Annotated in this window: 14 protein-coding genes; 5 read left to right on the top strand and 9 right to left on the bottom strand. The window is 63.0% G+C overall.

Going from position 1 to position 23,569, the window contains the following annotated elements; translation table 11 throughout:
- Positions 1-595 precede the first annotated feature (595 nt).
- Positions 596-3,397 (top strand): N-6 DNA methylase, encoded by a 2,802-nt coding sequence (locus tag AC1Q7F_RS05025; RefSeq protein ID WP_492504437.1) that lies wholly within the window; start codon positions 596-598, stop codon positions 3,395-3,397.
- Between the two features lie 56 nt (positions 3,398-3,453).
- Positions 3,454-3,999, top strand: coding sequence for an RES family NAD+ phosphorylase (locus tag AC1Q7F_RS05020; protein ID WP_492504435.1), 546 nt, complete (start codon positions 3,454-3,456; stop codon positions 3,997-3,999).
- Positions 4,000-4,112: 113 nt separating this feature from the next.
- Here the strand turns inward: AC1Q7F_RS05020 and AC1Q7F_RS05015 are convergent, their stop codons facing one another.
- The 5 genes from AC1Q7F_RS05015 to AC1Q7F_RS04995 all read right to left on the bottom strand — a co-directional run bounded on the left by AC1Q7F_RS05015 (position 4,113) and on the right by AC1Q7F_RS04995 (position 11,443).
- Positions 4,113-4,925, bottom strand: coding sequence for a transglutaminase-like domain-containing protein (locus AC1Q7F_RS05015; RefSeq protein ID WP_492504433.1), 813 nt, complete (start codon positions 4,923-4,925; stop codon positions 4,113-4,115).
- Positions 4,926-5,180: 255 nt separating this feature from the next.
- A complete protein-coding gene (locus tag AC1Q7F_RS05010) occupies positions 5,181-6,875 on the bottom strand; it encodes a glycoside hydrolase family 43 protein (protein ID WP_492504431.1) in 1,695 nt (564 codons plus the stop codon).
- Between the two features lie 171 nt (positions 6,876-7,046).
- Positions 7,047-8,975: a glycoside hydrolase family 97 protein gene (locus AC1Q7F_RS05005; RefSeq protein WP_492504429.1), complete on the bottom strand. Its 1,929-nt coding sequence runs from the start codon at positions 8,973-8,975 to the stop codon at positions 7,047-7,049.
- Complete coding sequence (locus AC1Q7F_RS05000) at positions 8,972-10,156, bottom strand: glycoside hydrolase family 88 protein (protein ID WP_492504427.1); 1,185 nt, start codon at positions 10,154-10,156, stop codon at positions 8,972-8,974. The genes AC1Q7F_RS05005 and AC1Q7F_RS05000 overlap by 4 nt, the downstream gene beginning before the upstream one ends.
- Positions 10,157-10,165: 9 nt before the next feature.
- Positions 10,166-11,443, bottom strand: coding sequence for an oligosaccharide MFS transporter (locus AC1Q7F_RS04995; protein ID WP_492504425.1), 1,278 nt, complete (start codon positions 11,441-11,443; stop codon positions 10,166-10,168).
- 198 nt (positions 11,444-11,641) lie between these two features.
- On the opposite strand from AC1Q7F_RS04995, the gene AC1Q7F_RS04990 reads away from it, so the two are divergent.
- The 3 genes from AC1Q7F_RS04990 to AC1Q7F_RS04980 all read left to right on the top strand — a co-directional run bounded on the left by AC1Q7F_RS04990 (position 11,642) and on the right by AC1Q7F_RS04980 (position 17,292).
- Positions 11,642-12,724: a LacI family DNA-binding transcriptional regulator gene (locus tag AC1Q7F_RS04990; protein ID WP_492504423.1), complete on the top strand. Its 1,083-nt coding sequence runs from the start codon at positions 11,642-11,644 to the stop codon at positions 12,722-12,724.
- The gene (locus tag AC1Q7F_RS04985; RefSeq protein ID WP_492504421.1) at positions 12,721-14,097 is read left to right on the top strand and encodes a glycosyl hydrolase family 28 protein; all 1,377 of its coding nucleotides are present in this window, start codon (positions 12,721-12,723) and stop codon (positions 14,095-14,097) included. The genes AC1Q7F_RS04990 and AC1Q7F_RS04985 overlap by 4 nt, the downstream gene beginning before the upstream one ends.
- A gap of 276 nt (positions 14,098-14,373) precedes the next feature.
- Positions 14,374-17,292: a TonB-dependent receptor gene (locus AC1Q7F_RS04980; protein WP_492504419.1), complete on the top strand. Its 2,919-nt coding sequence runs from the start codon at positions 14,374-14,376 to the stop codon at positions 17,290-17,292.
- Between the two features lie 333 nt (positions 17,293-17,625).
- Here the strand turns inward: AC1Q7F_RS04980 and AC1Q7F_RS04975 are convergent, their stop codons facing one another.
- From AC1Q7F_RS04975 to AC1Q7F_RS04960, 4 genes are read right to left on the bottom strand one after another with little or no spacing between them, the layout of a single operon-like run.
- A complete protein-coding gene (locus AC1Q7F_RS04975; RefSeq protein WP_492504417.1) occupies positions 17,626-19,482 on the bottom strand; it encodes an O-linked N-acetylglucosamine transferase, SPINDLY family protein in 1,857 nt (618 codons plus the stop codon).
- Positions 19,479-21,293 carry a glycosyltransferase gene (locus AC1Q7F_RS04970; RefSeq protein ID WP_492504416.1) on the bottom strand — a complete coding sequence of 605 codons (1,815 nt, stop codon included), beginning with the start codon at positions 21,291-21,293 and terminating at the stop codon, positions 19,479-19,481. The genes AC1Q7F_RS04975 and AC1Q7F_RS04970 overlap by 4 nt, the downstream gene beginning before the upstream one ends.
- Positions 21,294-21,298: 5 nt before the next feature.
- Positions 21,299-22,282: an ADP-glyceromanno-heptose 6-epimerase gene (gene rfaD / locus AC1Q7F_RS04965; protein WP_492504904.1), complete on the bottom strand. Its 984-nt coding sequence runs from the start codon at positions 22,280-22,282 to the stop codon at positions 21,299-21,301.
- 27 nt (positions 22,283-22,309) lie between these two features.
- Positions 22,310-23,482, bottom strand: a complete 1,173-nt coding sequence (locus tag AC1Q7F_RS04960; RefSeq protein WP_492504414.1) for a glycosyltransferase family 4 protein — start codon at positions 23,480-23,482, stop codon at positions 22,310-22,312.
- Positions 23,483-23,569: the final 87 nt, after the last annotated feature.

Raw genomic sequence — 23,569 nt, 5'->3', positions numbered from 1 at the left:
CTTCTTGAGTTCCTCGGCTAACCGGACATTTATGAGCATGACTCCGTCCTATCCATCTGAATCTTTACGAAACCAAGCGGGTGTGATACCCGTTCCCACACTGAGAAAGTGGGTACAACACCCGCTCTGACGGATGGCGGGGTCGACAGGTGATCAAGTCCAAAGATGTCCAGAGACTGACCGGATTATCCGCTGACCAGCTTCGGGAATGGACCAGTCGGCGAGGATTGATTCAGCCAGATGTTCGGCCAGCTGGGCCGGGTACTTTAGCTTTATTCTCCTGGCAGACGGTGCTAATCCTCCGACTTGCGATCCAATTTCGTGACAGTTTCCGTATGGAATTACAGGCACATCAGCCTCTGTTCGCTGCGCTAAGTGAGCAACTCCGGGGCGTGCCATTCCCTGCCCTTTGGGGACACCGTGTTGTTATTTATGCATCGGGACGCTGGGAACTCCAAGAAGCCCTCGGGCCTTCACCTCCAGCAGGGGATTTCCTGCAAGTTTGCCTGGATTCACACCTTGAGGCCCTTGCACAGACCTTTTCCCCTCAAGAACCTTCGCGGCAACTACCCCTCTTTAGGGCTGTGAACGTAAGATGAGCGCGCTAGAAGCCATTGAGCGGGGGCTTCATCGGTTGGGTTACAACCAAGAAGCAATCCGTCATGAATATGCGTTTTCCGATGTGCTTTCGCCCTCTGGTGACATCACGAGCGTAGTTCTTGCTGCCTTCACCACAGAACCATTGTCATTTAAGTCGGCTGCGTTTGGAGTCGTGAGGGAACAGGAGAGTGATGCGGGCACGCGATCCGCTGTCGCGGGCAGGCGTGCGCTTGGAGCACCGTTGTTCTTCTCGATTAGCAATGATGTTGTTAGGGTTTGGCGCGCTGCCACGAGTGGTGATCCGCTTCTATTAGACTGCGTCAATGTGGAGGACTTGGATGGGCTCTTCGAACGAAAAGCCGACCAATGGAGCCCGCAAGCCATACATCGTGCAAAGTCACTATCACCGCGGCAACAGCAAATTCAATTTGATCTTGTCGATTTAGGTCTTTTACCGGCTATCGAACGAGAAGTGCAGGCGAAGCTTAACGTAGTGCTTGATGACGTCGTGCGTCTGCTCATGGACGACAGAAAAGAATCTGGACGAGAGCGTGCCGTGTTTCAAGCAACCTTTAGGTTGCTAGCCGCCAAGATTCTTCAAGACCGTGATCATGAACGTGCCCAAAGCTGGAACAGGGGAGATGTCATTTCTGTAATGAAAGGGATTCAGGCCTATTATAACCTGGAAAAATCTCCGTCTGAAGAAATGGTGATAGGCGAGGAACGACTTGCAGCCGCTTGGAATAGGTTGCTTGGCGCAGTTAGTTTGCGAAATATTTCCGCCGATAGCTTGGCTTTCATTTACGAGAATACGCTTGTCACTACTGATACCAGAAAAACATTTGGCACACATAGCACGCCGCGCTGGCTTGCAGACTATGTACTTGAAAGAATTGATATCAGTCGTTTTGATCTAGAAAAATTGCGCATTCACGAGCCATTCGCTGGGGCTGGTGTCTTCTTGGTTTCTGCTCTGCGGCATCTGCAGGACTATTTACCCGCAGAGTGGACGCCAAAGCAGCGTCACGACTTCCTGACTGCTCGAATTTCAGGGACGGAACGGGATAGCTTCGCCTGTGAGGTCGCTAAGCTGTCGCTCATCCTTGCTGACTATCCTAATGCGAATGGTTGGAAAGTCGCGAACCGCGACCTATTCCAGCCAGGAGCGTTGGCCGAAGCCGTGCGTGGGGCTACAGTGATCCTATGCAACCCGCCTTTCGAGGATTTTTCGGTAGAAGAGCGTCAATTTTACCCCAAGACCGCCCCTCTTTTCGGTTTTTCCAAGCCGCGCTTTGTACTTAATACGGTGCTGGAAGAAAGGCCAAATGCGCTTGGTTTTATCTTGCCACACAATTTTATTCACAAATCTGACTATGAAAAGCTTCGCAGAAAAATAGCGGAGGCTTATCAAGCAGTGGAGCTTGTATCCCTGCCAGAGGGTGTTTTCTTAGAAGCTGATTATGGGTCCGCAGTGCTGATTGCCACAGAGCCTCGAAACGCTGCATTCTCTAAAGGTATCCGGCTTCGGTCAGTGGTCGTAAGTAAGAAGGACAAGGACAACTTTAGTAGGACCAGCGAAGGGACCGCAACGCGCCAGGCAGCCCGGATCATTGATACCGATGAGCTCTGGATCGGGGCTCTCGACACGTTGTGGGCTGCGCTCGCCGATCGGCCAAAGCTCGGCGAATGGGCTGAGGTTCGGCGTGGACTTAGATGGAATGATCAAGGCGAAGGTATTAGAAAAGAGCGTAAGGAAGGATTTCTGCCTGGTGTTCATCGACTTAATGGAGTGTTAAAGCCATTTCGCCTGACCCCTCAATTTGATTGGCTTAATGTCGATCCAGAGGCTCAGTACTATAGGAATAGGGTCGATTTCCCATGGCATAAGTCTAAGATTTTGGTCAATGCAAAGCGGCGCTCACGAGGACGCTGGCTGCTTACTGCTGCGGTGGACAGCAGTGGTCTCGTCGCATCTCAACAGTTTCTTGGAATTTGGATCAACACCGGTAAAATATCTTTGGATAGCCTTGTGGGTATTTTGAATGGTCCAGTTGCGAATGCCTTCATTGCAGAAAGAACAACGGATCAGGATATTCCGATCAAACTTCTTCAGGCGCTTCCTCTGCCAGAGCATGTAGACGACGCGAAGCTGGCAGCAGCCGTCCGTACTTACTCTAATACTCTCATCGCGGCAGAGGCTAAGGGGTGGCCTGCAACATCTCTCGATATTTTGCAGGATCTTCTTCGCATCATCGATGAGATCGTCTTGGACGGCTACGGGCTTTCGGAAGATCAGCGTCATGTTCTGTATGAGTATTTTTCGGAAGAACGGCATCCGGCTCCTCACCCTATAGCGCCATGGGCGCTGTCAGTGTCTGCGGGACCGGCTGAAATAAAGACTGCACGAGAACGAGCTCGGATACGTGGTCTACGTATGGCAGAACGCGATCTAGCGGCTGCGGGGGGAGGGATTCCAGCAGATCAAGTAGCCTTTCGCCTTTCGCTGTCTCTCGAAGCCATTGAAGACTTAGTAAAGGATAAGGTCCTGATTGCAGTCCAAGGGAAGGACGGCAAACTCCTATTTCCCACAGTGCAGTTTTGCGATGGCCAATTAGTAGCTGGATTAGACATGGTCTTGGCGGTATTTCCCGACCAAAACCCCTGGGCACAGCTTAATTTCCTCGTGAATGCCCACAGTCGGCTTGGGGGAGCTCGGCCAATAGACCTGCTAAACGAGGGGCAGATAGAACCAGTTATTCAAGCGGCCCAAACCTTCGGCGAACAGTTAGCCGGATGATTGCCGCGGCCCCCCTCCACTTGCCGCCGGCCGATCTGTCGGGTCGAAGGCTTCCGTTGGAAGTCTTCTCGGCAGGGAGACTACTTCATCGCATCCATGCCGCAGGATATGGGCCCATATATTTTGACAAGACTATAAAAGGTCGCTTTAATGCACCTGACGGCTCTTACGGTGTTTTATATGTTGCATGTAATGCTTGGGGCGCCGTCGCCGAAAGCTTACTCCGAAACATTGGCGAAACATCAATATCAGAGAACTTTGTTGCATCCAAAGCATATGCGCGCTTACGGCTCACGAGAGATTTAAGAGCGGTGCAGCTTCGCGGCACCGGTCAGCATATTTTAGGTGTAACCTCTGCAGTAAGCTCAATTCTTCCATATGACGCACCGCAGGCATGGTCAAAAGCATTATATCATCACCACGAGAAGCCCGATGCAATAATTTATCGATCAAGGCACAATGATGACGAATTATGCTTAGCTATTTTTGATCGTGCAATGGATGCTTTGGAGATTTTGCACGACGTCGAATCAGATCTTCTTCTGTCTAATTGGTTCTTTGATGCGTTGGAGGTTAATCAGATTGGCTTTAGCCCTCCATGATTTGCCCTAAAGGGGGGTGACCTGTCCGTCAAACCGAAGTTTGATGGACAAGCAGAAAAGGCCGCTTTCTCTGCGACCTCCCCGAAAATCCGCCCATCCCCTCCACTTCCCCATCACCCCGCCAACGGCGCCGTCCAAACCCGGAACCCGGCCAAGGTGTTCGGCCCGAACGTGTGGGTCAGCGGCACGTCGGCGGCGTCGCGGCCGGTGGCGATCAGGATGCGGCCCATGCGGGGCTGGTTGTTGCGGGGGTCGAATACGTGCCAGCGGCCGCCCAGGTAAACTTCCATCCAGGCGGCGAAATCCATCTCCGCATAGGGCGGAGGCTGGCCGATATCGCTGATATAGCCGGTGCAGTAGCGGGCGGGGATGTTCATGGCGCGGCAGAAGGCGACGGCCAGATGGGCATAGTCGCGGCACACGCCCCGCCCCTCGGCATAGGCCTCGGCCGCCGTGCGGGTGGGCCGGGAATGTTCGTACCCGAACCGGATGTGCCGGTGCACGAAGTCGCAGATGGCCTGAACCCGGCCCCAGCCGGTGGGGGCCTGTCCGAACAGGCGCCAGGCTTCGGCCGACAGATTGTCGGTCTCGCAATAGCGGCTGGGCAGCAGGTACAGCAGTGTCTCGGCCGGCAGGTCCTGTACCGCATGCTGCATCGCGTCGGGCACCACGGGGTCGGCCAGGCCGTCGTCGCGGATGACGGTATCGGTGCCCAGGGTCAGGCGGCCGGCCGGCGCCATCAGCCGGCAGCACCAGTTGCCGAAGCTGTCGCGATAGCTTTCGATGGGCACGGCCGGGCTGGTGATCAGGTGGTCCGGCCGCTCCAACTGCGCCACGCGCGAATAATGCACGTTCAGCATGACGATCATGGCGGTGGGTTGCGGAAAATCATAGGTGAGCTGACAACCCAGATGGATGCGGACCATATCGTCTCCGACGGTTGAAGGTTGGCGCCGGACAAGGGCAGCGAGGGTCCCCCTGGATGCGACCGGCGGCGGCCGGTCGCATCCCATCCCGTCATGCTAACCTTCTGAACGTGCAGGAGCCAGGAATGGTTAGCAGTAGCGGAAAACCATTTCGCTACTGCGGTCGGGCTGTTTGCGGCGATCTCGCGTGTCCGGGCGCGGCCATCCGTGGGCTTGGCTTGCGCGGCACGTGCCGCGCGGCGGCCGTTGCCGGTCCTATTCCCCCACCGTGAAGGCCCCGAATTCGGCAAAGCCCACCCGTGTGCCCGTGAAGGAAGGCGTGCCGGCGGGCGCCTGGGCGAACAAACCCGTCTGGGTGCCGACCCAGCGGCCCGGCAAGGTCTGGAACTGCTTGCCGATATTGGTGAAGGTCTCCCCGTCCAGGCTGTAGCTGAACTGCACCCTGGCATGGGTGGACCGCCGCATGGAAGGCCAGGCGTGGGGGAAGTTGGGTTCGGGTTCGGCCACAATCACCGGCTCGAACCGGGCGCGGACATGGACGGGGCCGGTGACGGCCACCGGTGCTGTCAGCACGGTTTCGGAACTGGCCTGGAATTTCCCGTCGCGTCCGCCATGGTCGGCCTTCAGCCGCGTGACCTGGACCAGCCGCAAACCGTCGGCGGTATTCTCCAGCCCGATCCAGGCATAATCATAGCCCAGGACCAGCAGGCCGGCGCGTTCCCCCAGCTGGGCCGGCGACAGGGTCAGGTTGGTGGTGGCGGCAAAGCGCATGCCGGGCAGTTTCTGGGTCAGCAGGTTGCCCGCCTCCCACAGATTGGCCGGGGAGGAGGCGGATTTCAGGCGCAGCCTGCCCTTCACCGACCGGTCCACCCAATCGTCGGCCGGATTGGCGCTCCATTGCCAGCCCAGATGATAACCATCGGCGAAATCATCGTTCACCACGGGGTTGGCGGCTTGCTGGGGGGGCAGGTCGGGCTTGGCGTGGCGGGTCACGGGCTGGCCATAGGGCTTGTTCTGCTGCCGCTCCCCGATGATCGGCCAGCCATCGCGGCCCCAGCGCAGGGGTTGCAGCAGTACGCGACGGCCATAGCTGTCGGCATCCTGGAAATGCAGGAACCAGTCCTGGCCCTTGGGCGTGGTGACCCAGGCGCCCTGGTGCGGGCCGTTCCAGGGCGTTTCGCCCTGGTCCATCACCGACCGCCCCTCATAGGGACCGGTGATGGATTTGGACCGGAACACGCCCTGCCAGCCGCCCTTCACCGAACCGGACGGGGCGAAGATGTAGTAATAACCGCCGCGCTTGTAGAGCTTCGGCCCCTCCGTCGTGAACCAGGGCTTAGGCCCCTGGGAGGTGGCGACCGGGGGCAGAACATTGCCATCCACGACCACCATGCCCGCATCCAGGGTGCTTGTGCCGTCGGGCGACAGGCGCTTCAGCACGATGCGGTTCTTCTTCTCCTGTCCGGCGCGCGAGGCGGCGTAGGCATGGACCAGCCAAGCCGTGCCATCCTCATCCCAGAAGGGGGCGGGATCGATGGCGCCGCGGGTATCGTCCACCAGGACAGGCGCGCTCCAGGGTCCTTTCGGATCGGTGGCGGTGACCAGGAAGATGCCGAAATCCGGGTCGGGATAATAGATATGGAACTTACCGTCATGGTGGCGGATGGCAGGCGCCCAGACGCCGCCGCCCCGGCGCGGGGTGGCATGATGGGCATCTGGCACCAGGCGGGGCAGGGCGTGGCCGATCAGGGTCCAGTTCACCAGATCCCTGGAATGCAGGATGGGCAGGCCGGGGGTGTTGGTGAAGCTGGATGCCGTCAGATAATAATCATCCCCCACCCGCACCACGTCGGGATCGGAATAATCGCCGTTCAGGACGGGATTGATATAGGTGCCGTCGCCCTGGTCGGGATGCCAGATGCCGGCCGGCATGGATGAATGCGCCGTCACAGCGGGTTGCTCCGCCACAGCACCTGATAGTGGTATCAAATACAGGGCGGCGGCGAGCATGGCATGGGGGCGCATGGCGCATCATCTCCGGCTTTACGGTCGTGGAAACGGTATAAAGGCAAGGCGGGCGGGATTGCCTGTGGCAGCGACGGCCCGTTGCCGCCAGCATCCTCATACCCTTTCGAAGATCATGGCCTGCCCGCCATGGGGGGAGAGTACCATTTCCAGCTGGGCCCCGGCCTTCACAATCTGGGTGGTGATCGTGACCTTGGTGCGGTTGACGGGGGCGGCGGGCGGGCCATCGGCAAAACGGCGGACCTGCCATTTGCCATCGCCCAGGAAGCCCAGATCGATGGTCAGGGTGCGGCCCATCTCATTGGTGATGGCGCCCAGGAACCAGCGGCCATCCTTTGCCCGCCGCGCCACCACCGCATGGTCGCCGATGGTCCCCGACAGAGCCCGGATATCGGTCCAGGTGGTGGGGCATTCATCGAAGAAGACCAGCTCCGGCCAGTCGCGCCCGGCATATTTGTCGGGCTTGTCGTACCAGTAAAGGAAGGTCTGCGGATTGTAATAGATCGCGGCCAGTGCCAGCTGGTGGGCGTTGGTGGTCTGGTTCTTCGGGTTGGCGAAGCAGATCGTATAGTCGATGGGGCCGGACAGCGCCCTGGTGAAGGGAAGGGTGCAGTTGTGGCGTGATGTGGGGAACTGCTCGTTGCCGCGCACGCCCTCCAGCGCCACATAGTTGGGCAGGGTGCGCTCCAGCCCGGCGGGGCGCAGATTGTCGTGCAGGTTGACCAGCAGCCGGTGCTCGCCGCAGACCTTCACCAGATTATGGATGAAGTCGACGTCCGACTGGCGCCCTTCCCAGATGAAGCCGAACTTGATGCCGGCCACGCCCCAGGCTTGGTAGGTCTTGACGATGGCGTCCAGCTGCCGCATGGCCGGCACCCGGTCGACATAGAGGATCATGCCCAGACCCTTGGACCTTGCATAGTCGATGACGCGGCGGATATCGATGGCGGGGATGGCATAGGTGGCGTCGCTGGGGTCGGTGCCGTCGCCGTACCAGTGGGCGTCCCATTCCACGAAATCCAGCTTGCGCCGTGCGGCGAAATCCACCGTGTCCAGGCCGGCCTGGGTGGTATATTCGCGGATGCGGACGGCGCGGCCGGGCTTGATCCAGCTGACATCGCCCAGGATGTTGGGCGTGGCCAGCGTGGCGATCAGATCCTGACGCTCGATCAGGCTTTTGGCATCCGGGCCGGCCATGATGACGCGCCAGGGCGTGTCGAACGGGACGGGCAGGGTGAAACTGTCCTCCTGCGGGGTCGTTCCGGGACCGGAATATCCGGTGGCGCGGCCGGGAAAACGCATCAGGTGCGTAACGATCCCGGAATTGCTGCTTTTCAGCATGGTGCGCGGATAGTGCAGCCGGTCGGATTCACTGATCAGCAGGCAGGTGCCGTCGGCCAGCAGGGCGGTGACGGGCGTGTCGGCCAGCACCTCCTGATCACAGCTTTCCGTCAGGTCGGGGTGGGGTACCGGTGTGATCAGGTTCTGCACCGTGCGCTGATACTCGCCCTCATCCCGGCTGACATAGAGCACGGCATCGGTGGGCAGGCGGAATTCGGTGGCTTCACCCGACAGGGTCAGGCTGTTGCCCGGCGCTTCCAGCAGGCGGAAGCGGATGGCGATGCCGGCATCATAGGCCCGCGCCACCAGGGCGAAGCGGATGTTGCGGGCGGCATCCCGCAGTTCGAGGACCAGTTCGTTGCAGGCCTCGGTGCTTTCGCTGCGGATGCCATAGGGCGGTGTCCAGGTGCCGGTGATGGCGCGGCGGCTGGCGGTGACGAAACCGGCATCGGGACCCAGCAGGTGACCATCGGCCAGACGCAGGGCAAGAGAGGAGGGGGCCAGGATCACCTTGCCCCGGTATGTCGCCGACCAGCGCGGGCCGGACGGGTCCAGACGCAGGCGCAGATGGCCGTCGGGGGAGGTGATGTCGTGGCCGGCCGGCTGGGCCAGGGACGGGGCGTTGGTGGCGATGGGCAGTGCGACCGCACCGGCCAGGATGCCGCGACGGGTTGGGTTGCTCACCAGTAAGGTCTCCAGACACGGCGCAGACGCATCAGCGCCTCCAGATGGAAATAATCACCCCAGATGCAGCACTCGCTGACGCCGATGCGTTTGGGCATGTGATAGACCCCATGGGCAAGCACGCCATTCGATCCCGAAAGCGGGGCGAGGTGGTCGGCATCCAGCCGATGCACGATGCCCCAGGCGGCGCGCGTATAGAGATCGCGGTCAAGATCGCTGGCCGGCAGATGCCGCACCAGTTCCAGCAGACCGCAGGCGGCGATGGCGGCGGCGGATGTGTCTGCCGGGGCGTCGCCATCGGTAAAGATCAGGTCCCAGCGGCAGACAAGGTCGTCGGGCAGCCGGTTCAGGAAATAATTGGCCAGCGAGGCCGACAGGCCCACCAAGGGCTCCCGCCCGGAATGGGCATAGCCCAGCGCGAAGCCATAGATGCCCCAGGCCTGACCACGCGCCCAGCAGCTGTCATCGCCATGGCCCTGGTGGGTGGTGCCACGCAGCGGGGCGCCGGTGGCCGTATCCATGTGGAAGGTGTGGAAGGTGGAGGCGTCGGGACGGACCAGATACTTGGCCGCCTTGGTCAGGTGACGCTCGGCGGCGTCGCGATATCTGCACTCGCCTGTCTGTTGCGCGGCCCAATAGAGCAGCGGCAGGTTCAGGTTGCAGTCGATGATCATCCGCCCGGCCTCTGCCGGGTCGGTCAGGTCACCCCAGGCCTGGATGACGCCCGACACCGGATCGAACCGTTCCAGCAGCAGGTCGGCCGCCAGCAAGCCGGCGCGGCGGGCCTGCGTATCGCCGGTCAGGCGGTGGGCGGCGCAGGCGGCCGGGGTGTAGAGGAAACCCAGATCATGGTGGGCGACATTGATCCGCCGCTCGGCCCGATCCAGGAAGGAGCGGACCTGGGTTTCGGCGGCCTGACGGTAACGATCCCGGCCCGTCAGCTCGTATGCCAGCCACAGCATGCCGGTCCAGAAACCGTTGGTCCATTCGACATTGCCGATGGCGGGATAGACCAGCCCCTCGCTGGACGGTGCGGGGAAAAGGTCGGTGAAGTCCGGCAGGGCGCGGTCGATGCGGGCCAGGACATTGGCGATGGCCAGATCCAGGTCGGCCGGCGTCGGCAGGGCCAGGGTGGCCAGCCGGGCGCGGTCGCGGATGGGTTCATGATTGATGGCGGTCATGATGCGGGCTCAGTTGGCGGCGGCGGGCTGGGCGTCCGGGGCCTGTTCACCCTCGTCCAGCGGCCGGCCCCGCGCGTCGGTGCGCGGGGTGGGGGAGAGCGCGAAGCAGGAGGCGATCCAGAAGGCCAGCGCACCGGCGGCGATCATCATATAGGTGGGTTTGAAGCCGAACAGGTCATACCCGGCGCCGACGATGGGCGACAGGATGGCCAGCCCCAGCGAATGGCCGAAGCTGACCCCCACCAGATAGACGGTCGCGGCGAAGCGGCTGTCGAAATGATAGGCGATGTAGCGGAAGATGGAGACGGCCAGGATCGGCAATTCGATCGAATGCAGCATCTTTATCGATGAGATGCCGAGCGGCGTGTCGACCAGGGCGGAACCGCCAATGCGCACGATCATGATGGCCGCCGCAATCAGCAGCCCGTTCTTGGCGCCGGTCCGCATTACGATGAAGGGCGCCACCAGCAGCATCCCCGCCTCCACAAAAATCTGCGCGGAGTTCAGATAGCCGAACATCACGTTGCCTTCCGCCGGCGTGGCGAACATGGAGGCGAAATAGACGGGGAACTGCTGATCATAGACCAGATACAGGTTGGTCACGCCCAGGATCAGCACCATGAAACCCCAGAATTTGCGCTGGCCCAGGACGGACAGCGACTGGCGTGGGGTCAGCGTCTGGGCGCGGGCCTGCTCGGCGGCGTCGGGTTCGATGCGGGCGGCCAGGATGATGGGGATCAACAGCAGGCCCGCCAACGAGGCCAGCCAGAAATTGATGTTCGGATCGATATTGTAGAGCCGGCCCGAGAAAACGGCGGCACTGGCATAACCCAGCGATCCCCAGAGCCGGGCGCGGCTATATTCGAAACCGTAGCGTCGGCCCACCCGGTCCACGAAGCTTTCCAGCGCGAAGGACCCGGCCACGAAGGTCAGACCCAGATAGAGCCCGCCCACGGCCGCCCCGATCACGACATTGGCATGCAGCAATGGCGCGTAGACGAAGGGGAAGAAAACCCCGGCCAGCAGCACCATGAAGGCGATGAACAGCGGCACGCGCGGCTTCAGCCCCACCCGGTCCAGCACATAGCCGTAAAGCGGCTGGCACAGCATGGCGGCGATGAAATTGGCGGAAAAGACGGTGCCAGCCTCCACCCCTGTCAGGCCCATCGGACCCTTCAGCCAGATGGACAGGAAGGACATGGCGACGGCCTGGGCGAAGAAGAACAGGAACAGGAACGCGCTGAGCAGCACGTAGTTCCGCCGGGCGCCGGGAGCACCAGTGGGCATCGCATCCTCTCCCTATCACCGGCCTCGTGATGGTTGGGCCGGGCATTTGCAGCTTGTTGTTGGGTATCGTTATCTGATAATCAGGGCATGTTCAAGCCTGAACCCACGGCGTTGTCGTGCCGATGACCACTGTTATCGTGAACATGCATCACAGCGCCGCCAACGGGCCGGCTTTCCAATAAAGATCGAGAGGGAAGGGTGACGACCAAGGAAAGGGGCGCTTCCCGTGCCACGGCGGAGCAGCCGGCGCGCCGCAAGGCGGCCGTGACGGTGCATGACGTGGCCGAACATGCGGGCGTGTCGCCCATGACCGTGTCCCGGGTGGTAAACGGTACCAGGGTGCGCGAACCGCTGCGCCTGAAGGTGGAAGCGGCGATCCGTGAGTTGAGCTATGTACCCAATGTCGCGGCGCGCGTTGCCCGGTCGGGCGGGTTGCGCATCGGTGTGCTGTTCAACAATCCGCGTTCGTCCAACCTGGGCGAATTCCTGATGGGCGCCTTTCATCAAGGTGGGCGCGATGGCTGCCAGCTGCTGGTGGAACCGGTGGCGGCCCATCCCACGCCTGTGGATGCCGTGCGCAAGCTGGTCGCGATGGGGGTGGACGGGGTGACCCTGCCGCCGCCGCTCTGTGACAGTCTGGAGGCGCTGGATTTGTTGTGGCAGGCGGACATCCCGGCGTTGAGCTTCGCCACGGCCGACCCGCGCTCCCACTCGTCGGCCGTGCTGATCGATGATTTCGAGGGGGCGCGGACCATGACGCGGCACCTGCTGTCGCTGGGCCATCGCGATATCGCCTTTGTGCGCGGCGATGCCCGCCATTCCCCGGCGCTCAGGCGGGAGGAGGGGTTCCGGGCCGCCATGGCCCAGGCGGGGCACCCGGTGCGGCCCGGCCGGGTGGTGCAGGGGGATTTCAGCTATCGCTCGGGGCTGGATGCCGGGCGGGCGCTGCTGTCGGCGTCGGCAGCGCGTCCGACGGCGGTGTTCGCCAGCAATGACGATATGGCCGCCGCCATCGCCGCCACCGCCTTCGGCCTGGGCCTGCGGGTCCCGGCCGATCTGTCCATTGCCGGGTTCGACGATACGCCCATCGCGTCGCTGCTGTGGCCGCAGCTGACCACGGTGCATCAGCCGATCGCAGAGATGGCGTCAACCGCCGTGGAAATCCTCAGCGAATTCATCCGCGAACGGCGCAGCGGCGGCAATCCGGCTGTACGCCACCATGTCGTGCCCTTCACCCTGCGCGAACGGGAATCGACGGGTCCCGTGACGGAGAGCGAATGATGAAAGCCTGCCTGACCGCTTTGTGTTTGGCCCTGCCGCTGGCGGCGTCGGCCGGGGAACCGTTGATCCACCCGGTGCCGGCCGGCAAGGCCTTCTGGTCCAGTGCCAATGACGATTTCACCGTCCGCGTGCGCCAGCCCGGGAGGCAATGGCGCGACCTGTATGAATATCGGGTGAAGGTCGACAATGACCAGAAGCGCGATGCCTCCATGGTGCTGTTCGACATGGACGGGCCGGTGGAAGTGTCGGTGCGCCGGAATAACGGTGATGTCAGGCGGGTGCAGGTGCGCCCGGCATCGGCGGGGGTGACGGCCAGGCTGGATGGTGACACGGCCTTCTTCACCCTGGATGGTCCACGTAAGATCTCGGTGGAGTTCGACGGCGACCGGCTGTCCAACCTGCATCTGTTCGCAGGCCGGGTCCGGCCGGCACCGCCGGAGGGGGCCTTGGTGTTCGGCCCCGGCATCCACCTGCCGCCGGAGGGGGCGGACCGGTTTCGTTTTCCGTCGGATACCGACGTGTATCTGGCGCCCGGCGCCATCCTGGAGGGCGGGATCGACCTGCGCGATGTGCAGAATGTCCGCATCATCGGCAATGGCCTGATCACCAAGGCCAAGGATGAGGGCATCGCCCTGATCCGCGCAAGGGATGTGGAGATCGACGGGCCGGTCATGGTCAATCCCGGTCACTACTCATTGTTCTGCGGTCAGTCGACAGGCGTCACCATCAAGGATTTCAAGGCCTTCAGCATGGGCAGCTGGACCGATGGCCTGGATTTCATGAGCTGTTCGGACGTGCGCATCGACGACATCTTCATGCGCAATTCCGACGACAACATCGCCATCTATGGCGGGCGGTGGGAGCATAGGGGCGACGCGCGCAACTATCTGGTCACCAACGCCATCCTGTGGGCCGATGTGGCCCACCCGATCAATATCGGCCTGCACGGCACCAAGGGGGCGGGGGAGACCATATCCAACCTGACCTTCCGCAATATCGACATATTGGAACATGACGAGGATGACCCGGACTATCAAGGCGCACTCGCCATCACCAATGGCGACGGCAACAAGGTCCGCGACGTGCTGTTCGAGAATATCCGCGTGGAGCGGATCGAGGAGGGCATGCCCTTCAATTTCCGCGTGGTGTTCAACGACAAATACAGCCACGAGCCCGGCGGCGGGATCGAGAATGTCACCCTGCGCAATGTGCGATTCCTGGGGACTGGCACCAACCGGCCCGTCATCGCCGGCCATCCCGATGGCGGTGGCGTCCGCAATGTGCGGATCGAGAATGTGATGCTGGGGGACCGCAAGCTGACGGCATCCGACATCGATGTCGGGGTGAAGGTGGATGGCCTGACAATCCGTTAGCATCGTTATCAGTGGCTTGGGGCACAGGCCGGCGCGGCGTAATCCGTAGGAAACGGTCGATGCAGCCTGATGGATGATCACGAAGCCCAACATGCGGTACAAAATCACCGTGGTCTGATAAATGGTTATTGCTAACGATACCAGAAATCGCTATACCGGTTTCAACGAGCGCAAAAAAGGTCGCAGGGAGGATTGGGTCCGGCACCCGGTTACGGGTGTATGGCAGTGACCCGAAAAGTCCGCCTTCGACCGCCTGAAATGACAAGGGAGGTCTCAATGAGTGCGGTTTCAAAGACAATGCTGTCGCGTCTGCTGATCGGGTCGGCCCTCGCCGCCCTGACGCTGCCCGCCTGGGCGCAGAATGCGGGTGTGAACGATACCCAACCGGCGGTGGAGCTGGAGGAGATCGTGGTGACCGGCCTGCGTGCCAGCCTGGCGAACGCGGCCATGATCAAGAAGAATACCGGTGAGGTGGTGGACAGCATCACCGCCGACGATATCGGCAAGCTGCCGGACCCCAATGTGGCCGAGACCCTGACCCGCATTCCGGGCGTCCAGGCCTATCGCTTTGGGGGCGAGGCGGCGTCGCCGGTGGGGGCCGGTAGCGGCCTGACCATCCGTGGCCTGTCCAACCAGACGGCGGCGCGCGCCGATGGTCGCGCCTATTTCACCGCCGGCAGCCGCGAGTTCAATATCGAAAGCGCCATTCCCGGCATCGTGGCCGGCCTTGATGTCTACAAGAACCCGTCGGCCGAGCATATCGAGGGGGCCATCGGCGGCCTGGTCAATATCAAGACCCGCAAGCCGTTGGACTTCAGGGATGATCTGGTCGTCGCCGCTTCCGTCGCCGGCCGCTACAACGACTTTTCGGAAAAGGCGCGGCCGGAGCTGTTCGGTCTGGTGGCCAAGCAGTTCGACCTTGAGAATGGCGGGCGCCTGGGCATCCTGCTGGCCGCCAATTACCAGCAGAGCGTCAATCGCGGCGACAATAATCCCGGCAATGGCGGCACGTCGCTGCGCCGGGCCGTGCGGGCCGACAGTGCCGAATATACCGCGCTTGGCCTGAACCCGGCCTATGCCGGCCGGTCCGACGTGGTCTATCTGGCCGATGTGCCAAATCCGCTGGCCCTGCCGGAAGCGCAGCGCCAGACCTTGATCTCCGCCCTCACCCAGACCACGCCGGTCAATTTCGAGCAATATACCCGCACCCGCAAGGGGGCCAACGCGGCGGTGCAGTGGCAGCCGAACGAGGAGTTCGAGTTCACGGCCACCGGCCTCTACAATTCCTATCTCTATCACCAGGAATACCGGTTCCTGGCGACCAGCGACAGCCGCTATGTCCGCAATCTGGCGACCACGCCGTTCACGGTGGACGAGGCGTTCGCCAACCGCAATGCCAATGGCGGGGCCAACGAGCTGCTGGCCGGCACGCGGCTGGCCTCGGGCACCTTCCTGCAGTCCGGTCTGGTGTCCACCGGTGGTGACGAGCATCGCAAGTATGAGACGGGTGTCATCGCTGGCAACGCAAGCTGGACCCCGACCGACGCGTTCGAACTGGCGGTCGATCTGTCCTATGTGAAGGCCGATCAGTACCAGGATAACCGCTCTTTGCAGCTGGTGCCACGTTCCGGTCTGGCCTGGGACATTACCCGCGATCTGGTGGCCACGCCGCACACGATCGACCTGTCCGGGCCCGACCTGGGTGATCCCGCCAACTGGGTCTACAACACCTACACCAACGGCACCAACCAGGTCTGGGACGATGATGGCCTGGCGGCCCAGGTGGATGGCAAATATACGTTTGAGGACAGCCCGCTGAAGGCCCTGAAGGGCGGCTTGCGCTATGCCTATCAGGCCGACCGCTACAGCAATTACAGCTTCGCCAACCGGCCGCTGACCACCGACGGGCTGGCGCTCAACGCCACGCGCAGCAATGGCATCAGTGCCGCGTCGATGCAGGATCTGGTGGAAACCGCGCCGAAGGACTTCCTGGACGGCGAAGGCGGCTATCGCGGCGGCTTCGTGGTGTTCACCCCGGACGCGCTGCTGGGCGACAATGTCCGGTCCCGCTTCACCCAGGCCGGCATCCTGCCGGAGGATGCGCTGGCGGAAAACCTGCTTCAGCGGCGGTATTTCAAGGAAGAGACGACGGGCGGCTATGTCCAGGGCGACTTCGCCTTCCTGGATGATGCCATCGAGGGCAATGTCGGTGTGCGTATCGTGCGCACCGACCTGTTCGTCCGCGCCATGGTCACCAATGTGCCGGCCGGCGGTGGGGCCACCACCATCATCCCCAACGAGCGGCGCACCGATTACACCAACGTCCTGCCCGCCTTCAACATCACCGGCCATCTGAGCGACGATACGCTGGTCCGCGCCGGCTATGGCAAGGGCCTGACCCGGCCGGATGTGGGCGCGCTGAACCCCACCATCGTTGCCGACCTGAATACCGGTATCGGCAGCCAGGGCAATGCCGCCCTGAAGCCGCAGACGGCCGACAGTTTCGACATCTCGCTGGAGCATTATTTCGGCCGCGCCAATTATGTCGCGGTGAACCCCTTCTATAAGAAGATCAAGGGCTTCTTCAGCGGGGTGGAGGAATGCATCACGGTTGCCACCGCACCTGCCTATAGGGGCGTGGTGTCCAACAACTGCCCCACCGGCCAGTACCGCATCACCCGTACCGTGAATGCCCAGAATGGCAGCGCCAAGGGCGTGGAAATCGCCGGCCAGACCTTCTTCGATTATGATTTCGTGCCGGAATTCCTGCACGGGTTCGGGGCGTCGACGTCCTTCACCTATGTGGAGACGAAGAACCCGCTGATCCTGAACGGCGTGCGCACCAACACGCGCCAGCCCTTCAGCTCCAAATACAATTACTCGCTGACCGGCATGTATGAGGATGACTTCATGCAGGCCCGCCTGGTCTATACCTACCGGTCGGACCAGATCCTGTTCGGCGTGTCGGCCAACCCGATCGACGGGCGCTATATCAAGGGCTATGGCCTGCTGGACGCGTCGGTCAGCTTCAATGTGGCGGACGATCTGTCCGTCGCCTTGAACGCATCCAACCTGACCAACGCCGCCCCCAACCGCTATGTCGGTGAACCCGGCTATGCCACCGCGGTGGAACGCCAGCACTTCGCCAATGGCCGCGTGTTCGGGGCGTCCATGCGGTACAATTTCGGGTCGTAAGTCAAGTTTCATGCGCCCTCAGGCGCCGGTCGGGCGGTCGCCGGCCTCCAACGGTCATGAAGAATGACTGTTGGTTTCTCTTCCCTCCTCTGCGGGAGCGGTCTCACGGCCGCTCCCGTTTTTTTGTCTGGAGGGGGGGGGATAGAGGCTGTCTGGTTTTAATAGAATCAATATTTTACCCGCCTTCCCGGCGAACGCCGGGACCCAGGGGCCCAGGGATCAAACCTCTCCGCAATGTCCATCAACGCTGCCGATAGGTCGGGCGCTTGGCCCCTGGGTCCCGGCCTTCGCCGGGAAGGCGGAAAATAAGATCACTTCTGAACCGGACAGGCCCTACACCCAATCCCGCCACATCTGCCGATAGGCCGCTTCCACTTGGCCCGCGAACCGATAGGGATCGCAAAGCGGGCTGGCCTGCATGCGGGGGCGCAGGCTGTGGCGCAGGGCTTCCAGCCGATCCAGGTCACCCGCCAGGCCGGCGGCGATGTCCAGATAGGCGTCGCCATCCGCGCCCGCCAGCTCATCCAGGCCGATATGGTGCAGGATGCTGCCGGTGACGCGGGCGACATGGTGGCTGCCCAGCTGCGTCACCACGGGCACGCCCATCCACAGCGCCTCGCAACTGGTCGTCGTGCCGTTATAGGGGAACGGGTCCAGGGCGATGTCCAGCCGGTCATAGGCCCGTAGATGGTCGCCCTGGTCCGGCGTCTGCGGCAGCAGGTCGACGCGGGCGTCGGCGATCTGTTTTTCCCGGAACAGGGCGCGATAGCGGGCATGGGTGGCGGGGTCGGCGAAGGACCGGCTTTTCAGCAGCAGCCGTGACCTCGGCACACGGTCCAGCAGGGCGGACCACAGCGCCACCACCTCCGGCGTGATCTTGGCATTGTTGTTGAACGACCCGAAGGTGATGAAGCCGTTGCGCCGGGCCGGCAGGTCGGGGCAGGGGGCGCTGTCGCGCGGCGGCCGGAAGCACAGGAACCCGTCCGCCAGCCGCACCAGTTTTTCCAGATGCCAGCGGTCGGTCAGGCCGGGTGGATCGGCGATGGCGTCGGTCAGGCGGTAATCCATGGCCGCCATGCCCGTGCCATCGGGATAGCCCAGCCAGGAAACCTGCACCGGGGCGGCACGCCGCGCGAAGATCAGCGGCCGGCAGTCGCAGGTATGACCCGCGACATCGACCAGGATGTCGATATGGTCGGCGCGGATGCGCTCCACCGCCTCTTCATCTGTCAGGTCGGTCAGGGGGAACCAGTGGCCGGTGATGGTTTTGAACCGGTCGGTGACCGCGTCGCTGCGCTTGGAGATCGGATAGCAGAAGATCTCCACTTGGCTCCGGTCATGGCCGCGCAGCAGCGGTTCCAGGAAACTGGAGACGGCGTGGCCGCAGAAATCCGGGGAGACATAGCCGACGCGCAGGCGCCGGCCGGAGCTGCGTTCATTGGCGAAGGCATGCGGCGGATTGGGCGCCAGGGGGGCGGCATGACGCTCCCCCCAATGCTTATGGGCACGGAAGATCACCTCCGGCGGCACATGCGGCGTGTAATGCAGGGCGAACAGCAGGTTGGAATGCAGGAGCGACAGGGTCGGGTGCTGTTCCAGCGCATGCTGGAGCAGGGTGACGGCGTCGGTGACGCGGCCCTGTTCCTTCAGCACCTCCCCCAGATTCACATAAGGCTGCGGCAGGCCCGGCTGCAGCTTCAGTGCCGTGCGGTAGCATTCCAGGGCCTGGGTCAGTTCCGATGCCGATTTATGCATGTCGCCCAGGTTGGACCAGGCCTCCGCCATGTCGGGGCGGATGCGCACGGCACGGCGATAGGCCTTGCGGGCCTGATCGGCACCGCCCAGGTTGCGCAGGATATTGCCCAGGTTGAACCAGGCTTCGGCATAGTCGGGCTTCAGCGCGATGGCCATCATCGCCACCCTGGCCGCCTGCGCGTCGCGCCCCATGTCGGACAGGACGCAGGTCAGGTTGTTCAGTACCTGGGCGTCATCCGGATTGGCGCGGATGGCGCGGGTGTAGCAGGCCACCGCCTCCTCCTGCCGCCGCTGCGCCCGCAACAGGATAGCGTAGTTGTTGTTGGCATAGGGATGGTCCGGGTTCTCCGCCAGGATTTCCCGATAGATCCGCTCCGCCTCGTGCAGATGGCCCTGCTTGTGATGGGCCAGGGCTGTTTGGAACAGGTCGGTCACGATCTCTCCCCATCGCGCAGCAGGCCGGCATCGGCCAGGATGCGGCGCAGCTTGTGCGTCGCCTGGTCCCAGGTGAAATTGCCCAAGAGGTGGGCGCTGGCATCGGGCAGGCCCTTGTCGCGGCCGGCGATGATGTCGGCAATGATGGCGCCCGCCACCTCCTCGTCCGGTTCCCACCAGTCCAGGCCGAAGAACGGCTCCCACGGATCGGTGCTGTAGGGCAGGTGGGCGGGGCCGATGGTGCAGGGGATCATGCGGGCAAAGCGGTCGTCCAGATAATCCAGATAGGCACTGTGGGCGGGCGCGATCAGGCCCATGCCCATGGCCCCGGCCTTGGACAAAGGCAGGTCCCAGCCTTCGCCGTGCGACAGGCTGACATAGTAATTGGCGGTGCGGAACAGCCCGGTCATCTCTGCCTCGCTCAGCGGTTGATCAACCAGCGCGATGGGGGCGGCGTCGGCGAAGGAACGGCCGACATGCGCCTGGGTCTGGCGCACCACCGATTGCAGGTGGCGCTGCGCCGCCTCGGTCCCACCCTTGCCGGGCTTCAGGATCAGGACGGCATCGTCGCTGCGGTTGGTGGCGCGCAGCCAGACGCGCAACAGCCCGTCCAGGTTCTTGCGCGGGATGGCGTCGGAGACATTGAGGAAACGGTGGCGGTAAGTGTCGACCCGCCGGCCGTTGGCATCGACCAGGGTCAAGGGCGGGGCATCGGATGCCGCCGGTTCGGCATCGACGCCCAGGGGGCAGACGCGGATGCGATCCTCCGGATAGCCCCGGCTGGCCCAGGCGACGCGGGAGCTTTGCGTGGGCACGATCACCAGATCAGCGGCCAGGCTCTGCCGGGCCCAGGTGGGGGAGATGCGAGGGCCTTCGAACATGGAATAGAGGATGGTGGTCAGGCCGGGGATCGGCTCCACCGCCAGCGGCACCATGATGTTGATGGCGGCCTTGGCGCCCACGGGTGCTTCCAGCGGCTCATCGGCCCAGGTCTCATGCCCGAATACGCCGATGGCCTGTACCGGCACCTGCTGTTTGCGCAGGGTCTGGATATAGCGGCGGCCCATATGGGCATAGCCGCTGGATGTCGAGAAGGGGCCGCGCAGCAGGATGCCGGTGCCGGGGCCCGGCCCCTGGGCGGCGGCCGACTGGCTGGCCGCATGATAGCGCTGGACGCGCATGGCATGCTTGATGGCGTCGTCGTTGCTGGGGTCCAGCTTCAACGCCCGGCGCAGCGGGTGCAGGGCGGCCTGCAACCGCCCCTGACGCAGCAGGGCACCCGCGCGTTGCACATAGGCGTAGCCGTTCTGCGGGTTCAGCGCGATGGTGGCATCCAGCGCCAGGATCGTCCGGTCCAGATCATGCGGCGCCCAGGCCAGGGACTGGTCGATCCGGATGCCTTCATCCTGCGGTGACAGGCGCGCGGCACGATCGGCCAGACGGGCCGCCATCTCCCGGTCGCCCCGCCAGGTGTTGCAGAGCAATCCCATCCGGTCGAAGGCGACGGCGCTGGCCGGGTTCAGGGCCGCCAGATGCCGCAGCCACCGCCAGGCGTCCTTCTGTTCGCCGGCGTTCAACAGGGCGATGGCCAGATTGGCGACCAGATGTTCATGGTCCGGCCAGCGCGCGGCGGCGGCGCGCAGGATGTCGATCCCTTCCGCCACCGGCTGGATGGCGGTCAGGCAGACGCCCAGCAGGTTATGGACCAGCGGATCGTCTGGCATCGCCACCATGGCCTGACGCGCGGCGGCGATGGCCTCGCTGCCGCGTCCGGCACGGTGATGGGCGACGGCCTGGGTATAGGCGTCCATGGCTGTCACCGATAGGGGTCGGGCTGCGACAGGAAATGGCGGACATAATGGGCGACCCCATCCTCCAGCCCGGTCAACGGCGCCGCATAGCCGGCGGCCCGCAGCCGGTCCAGATCGCCTTGCGTATAATACTGGTATCTGGCCCGCAGGTGGTCCGGCATGTCGATATAGTCGATGGCGGGTGGCTGTCCCACGGCGTGGTAGAGGGCGGTTATCAGATCGGCAAAGGACCGGGCCTGGCCGGACCCGACATTGAAGATGCCGCTGACATCGCGCCTATCCAGCAGCCAGGTGACGATATCCACGCAATCGCGGACATAGACGAAATCACGCAACTGACCGCCATCTTCATAGTCCGGCCGGTGCGATCTGAACAGGCGGACGCGACCGCCGGATGCGGCGATGGCGTGGTTCTTGGCCACCACGCTCATCATCTCACCCTTGTGATATTCGTTGGGGCCATAGGCGTTGAAGAATTTCAGGCCCACCCATTGCGGCGGCCGGCGACGGCCCCGGCGCACCTGATCCACCACGAACCGGTCAAAGGCCAGCTTGGACCAGCCATAGGCGTTCAAGGGGCGCAAGGCGGCCAGGGCCGCTGGATCGTTATCATCGCTGAAACCCTGGGTGCCGTCGCCATAGGTGGCGGCGGACGAGGCATAGACCAGTGGCACGTCGTGTGCTGCACACCAGTCCCAGATCAGGGTGGAGAATTTGATATTGGTGTCGACGATCAGGTCGGCATCGGTTTCCGTGGTGGCCGAGATCGCCCCCATATGCACGACCGCCTTCACCGACCCGGCCCGGGACGCCAGCCAGGCGGGCAGGTCCGCCGGCGCCACGAAGCCGGTGATCAAGTGCTTGGCCAGATTGCGCCACTTGTCGCCGCTGCCCAGACGGTCGCAGATCACCACCTCCTCCCCCCGCCCAGCCAGGGCGGCTGCAATGTTGGAGCCGATGAAGCCGGCGCCGCCGGTGATGAGGGTCAAGGCGGTCATCGCGTCATACCTGCCTGTTCATAACGAGGCTTCAATAAAGCTTTCAGCGAAATCGCGCCATGTCCGTTCGGTGCGGATGAAGATCTTGCCGCGGTCGGCGATGGCCTGGGCCGCTTTGCGGTCGGCATAGAGGGCTTCCAGATGCGCCACCGCCTCTTCCACCGAACTGTCGCACCAGCCCTGGCGGTTGCCGCGTTTGTCCGCCACCTGGGTCTGCTGTTTCAGGGCCAGGCAATTACCGTCGCGGATCAGGTCGCGATGGCCGGTATTGTCGGACAGGATCACCGGCACGCCGCAGGCCATGGCCTCCATCGCCACCAGATTGGTTGCCCCCTCGCACCGGTTGGGGAACAGGGCGGCGTGGCATTCGGCCAGGATGGGCGCGATCTGCGCACGGGTCAGGAAGCCCAGATCGACAAAGGCCTCGGCCGGCACGCCATGGTCGGCGGCCCAGTCGGCGATACGCAGCTTGTGCGTGGCGGTGTCGATGCGCGGTGCCTTGGGCGTCAGCGGTGACTCCGCGATGTCGGCCGAGGTGTGCGGCCAGGCATTGTGCCAAGCCGTGACCAGCAGCGCATCGGGATGGCAGGCCCGGAAGATGCGGAAGGCGGCCAGAACCACGTCCTGGGCCTTGCGATATTCGATCTTGCCGCCGGAAAAGACCACGAACCGGTCGCCGAACAGGCCGGTCCTGGGCAGCAGCGGCATTTCCGTCGGGTCCACCCCCTGGAAGGTGACGCGCACATCGGGCAGGCCACGGGCCAGCAGCAGATCACGGTTGTAATTGGAATGGACGATGATCCGGTCATATTTGCGGGCCCGGTCCAGCGTGGCCCGGTCCAGCATCGTATCCTCAAACGCGATGACGCCGATATTGGCGTTCTCACCGTGGTAAAGGTCGGATGGCGGGCCGGGGATGAAGCCGTTGCCCAGGGCGTGCAGCATGGTGCAATCGTGCAGCATCAGCTTTTTGCCGCCATGCTTGGCCGACAGTGCGCTGATCTGCTCATACCCATCCATCAGCCCTGCCAGCTTTTCCCGGGTGGAATGTCGCATGGTGATGAAGGCCGGCTTTTCCAGCAGCAGCGGCGGCTGGTTGCGGTCCACCAGACACAGGGCCGTGTGGACGCCCACCAGTCCCCAGCCATGGATCTCCGTCAATTGCCAGGTCAATGCCAGATTCTGCCCCAAGCCCGATCCCCGAAACGGTTGCCCCCTGAATGACAGAAGGGGCCGACCGATAGCTTGGCACCGGTCGGCCCCCCTTGTCAGTAGAAT

Source organism: Niveispirillum sp. GW835-FHT14G11, from assembly GCF_058793615.1.
Note: the sequence above shows the minus strand (reverse complement) of the source record. Positions and strands in the feature narration are given on the sequence as shown.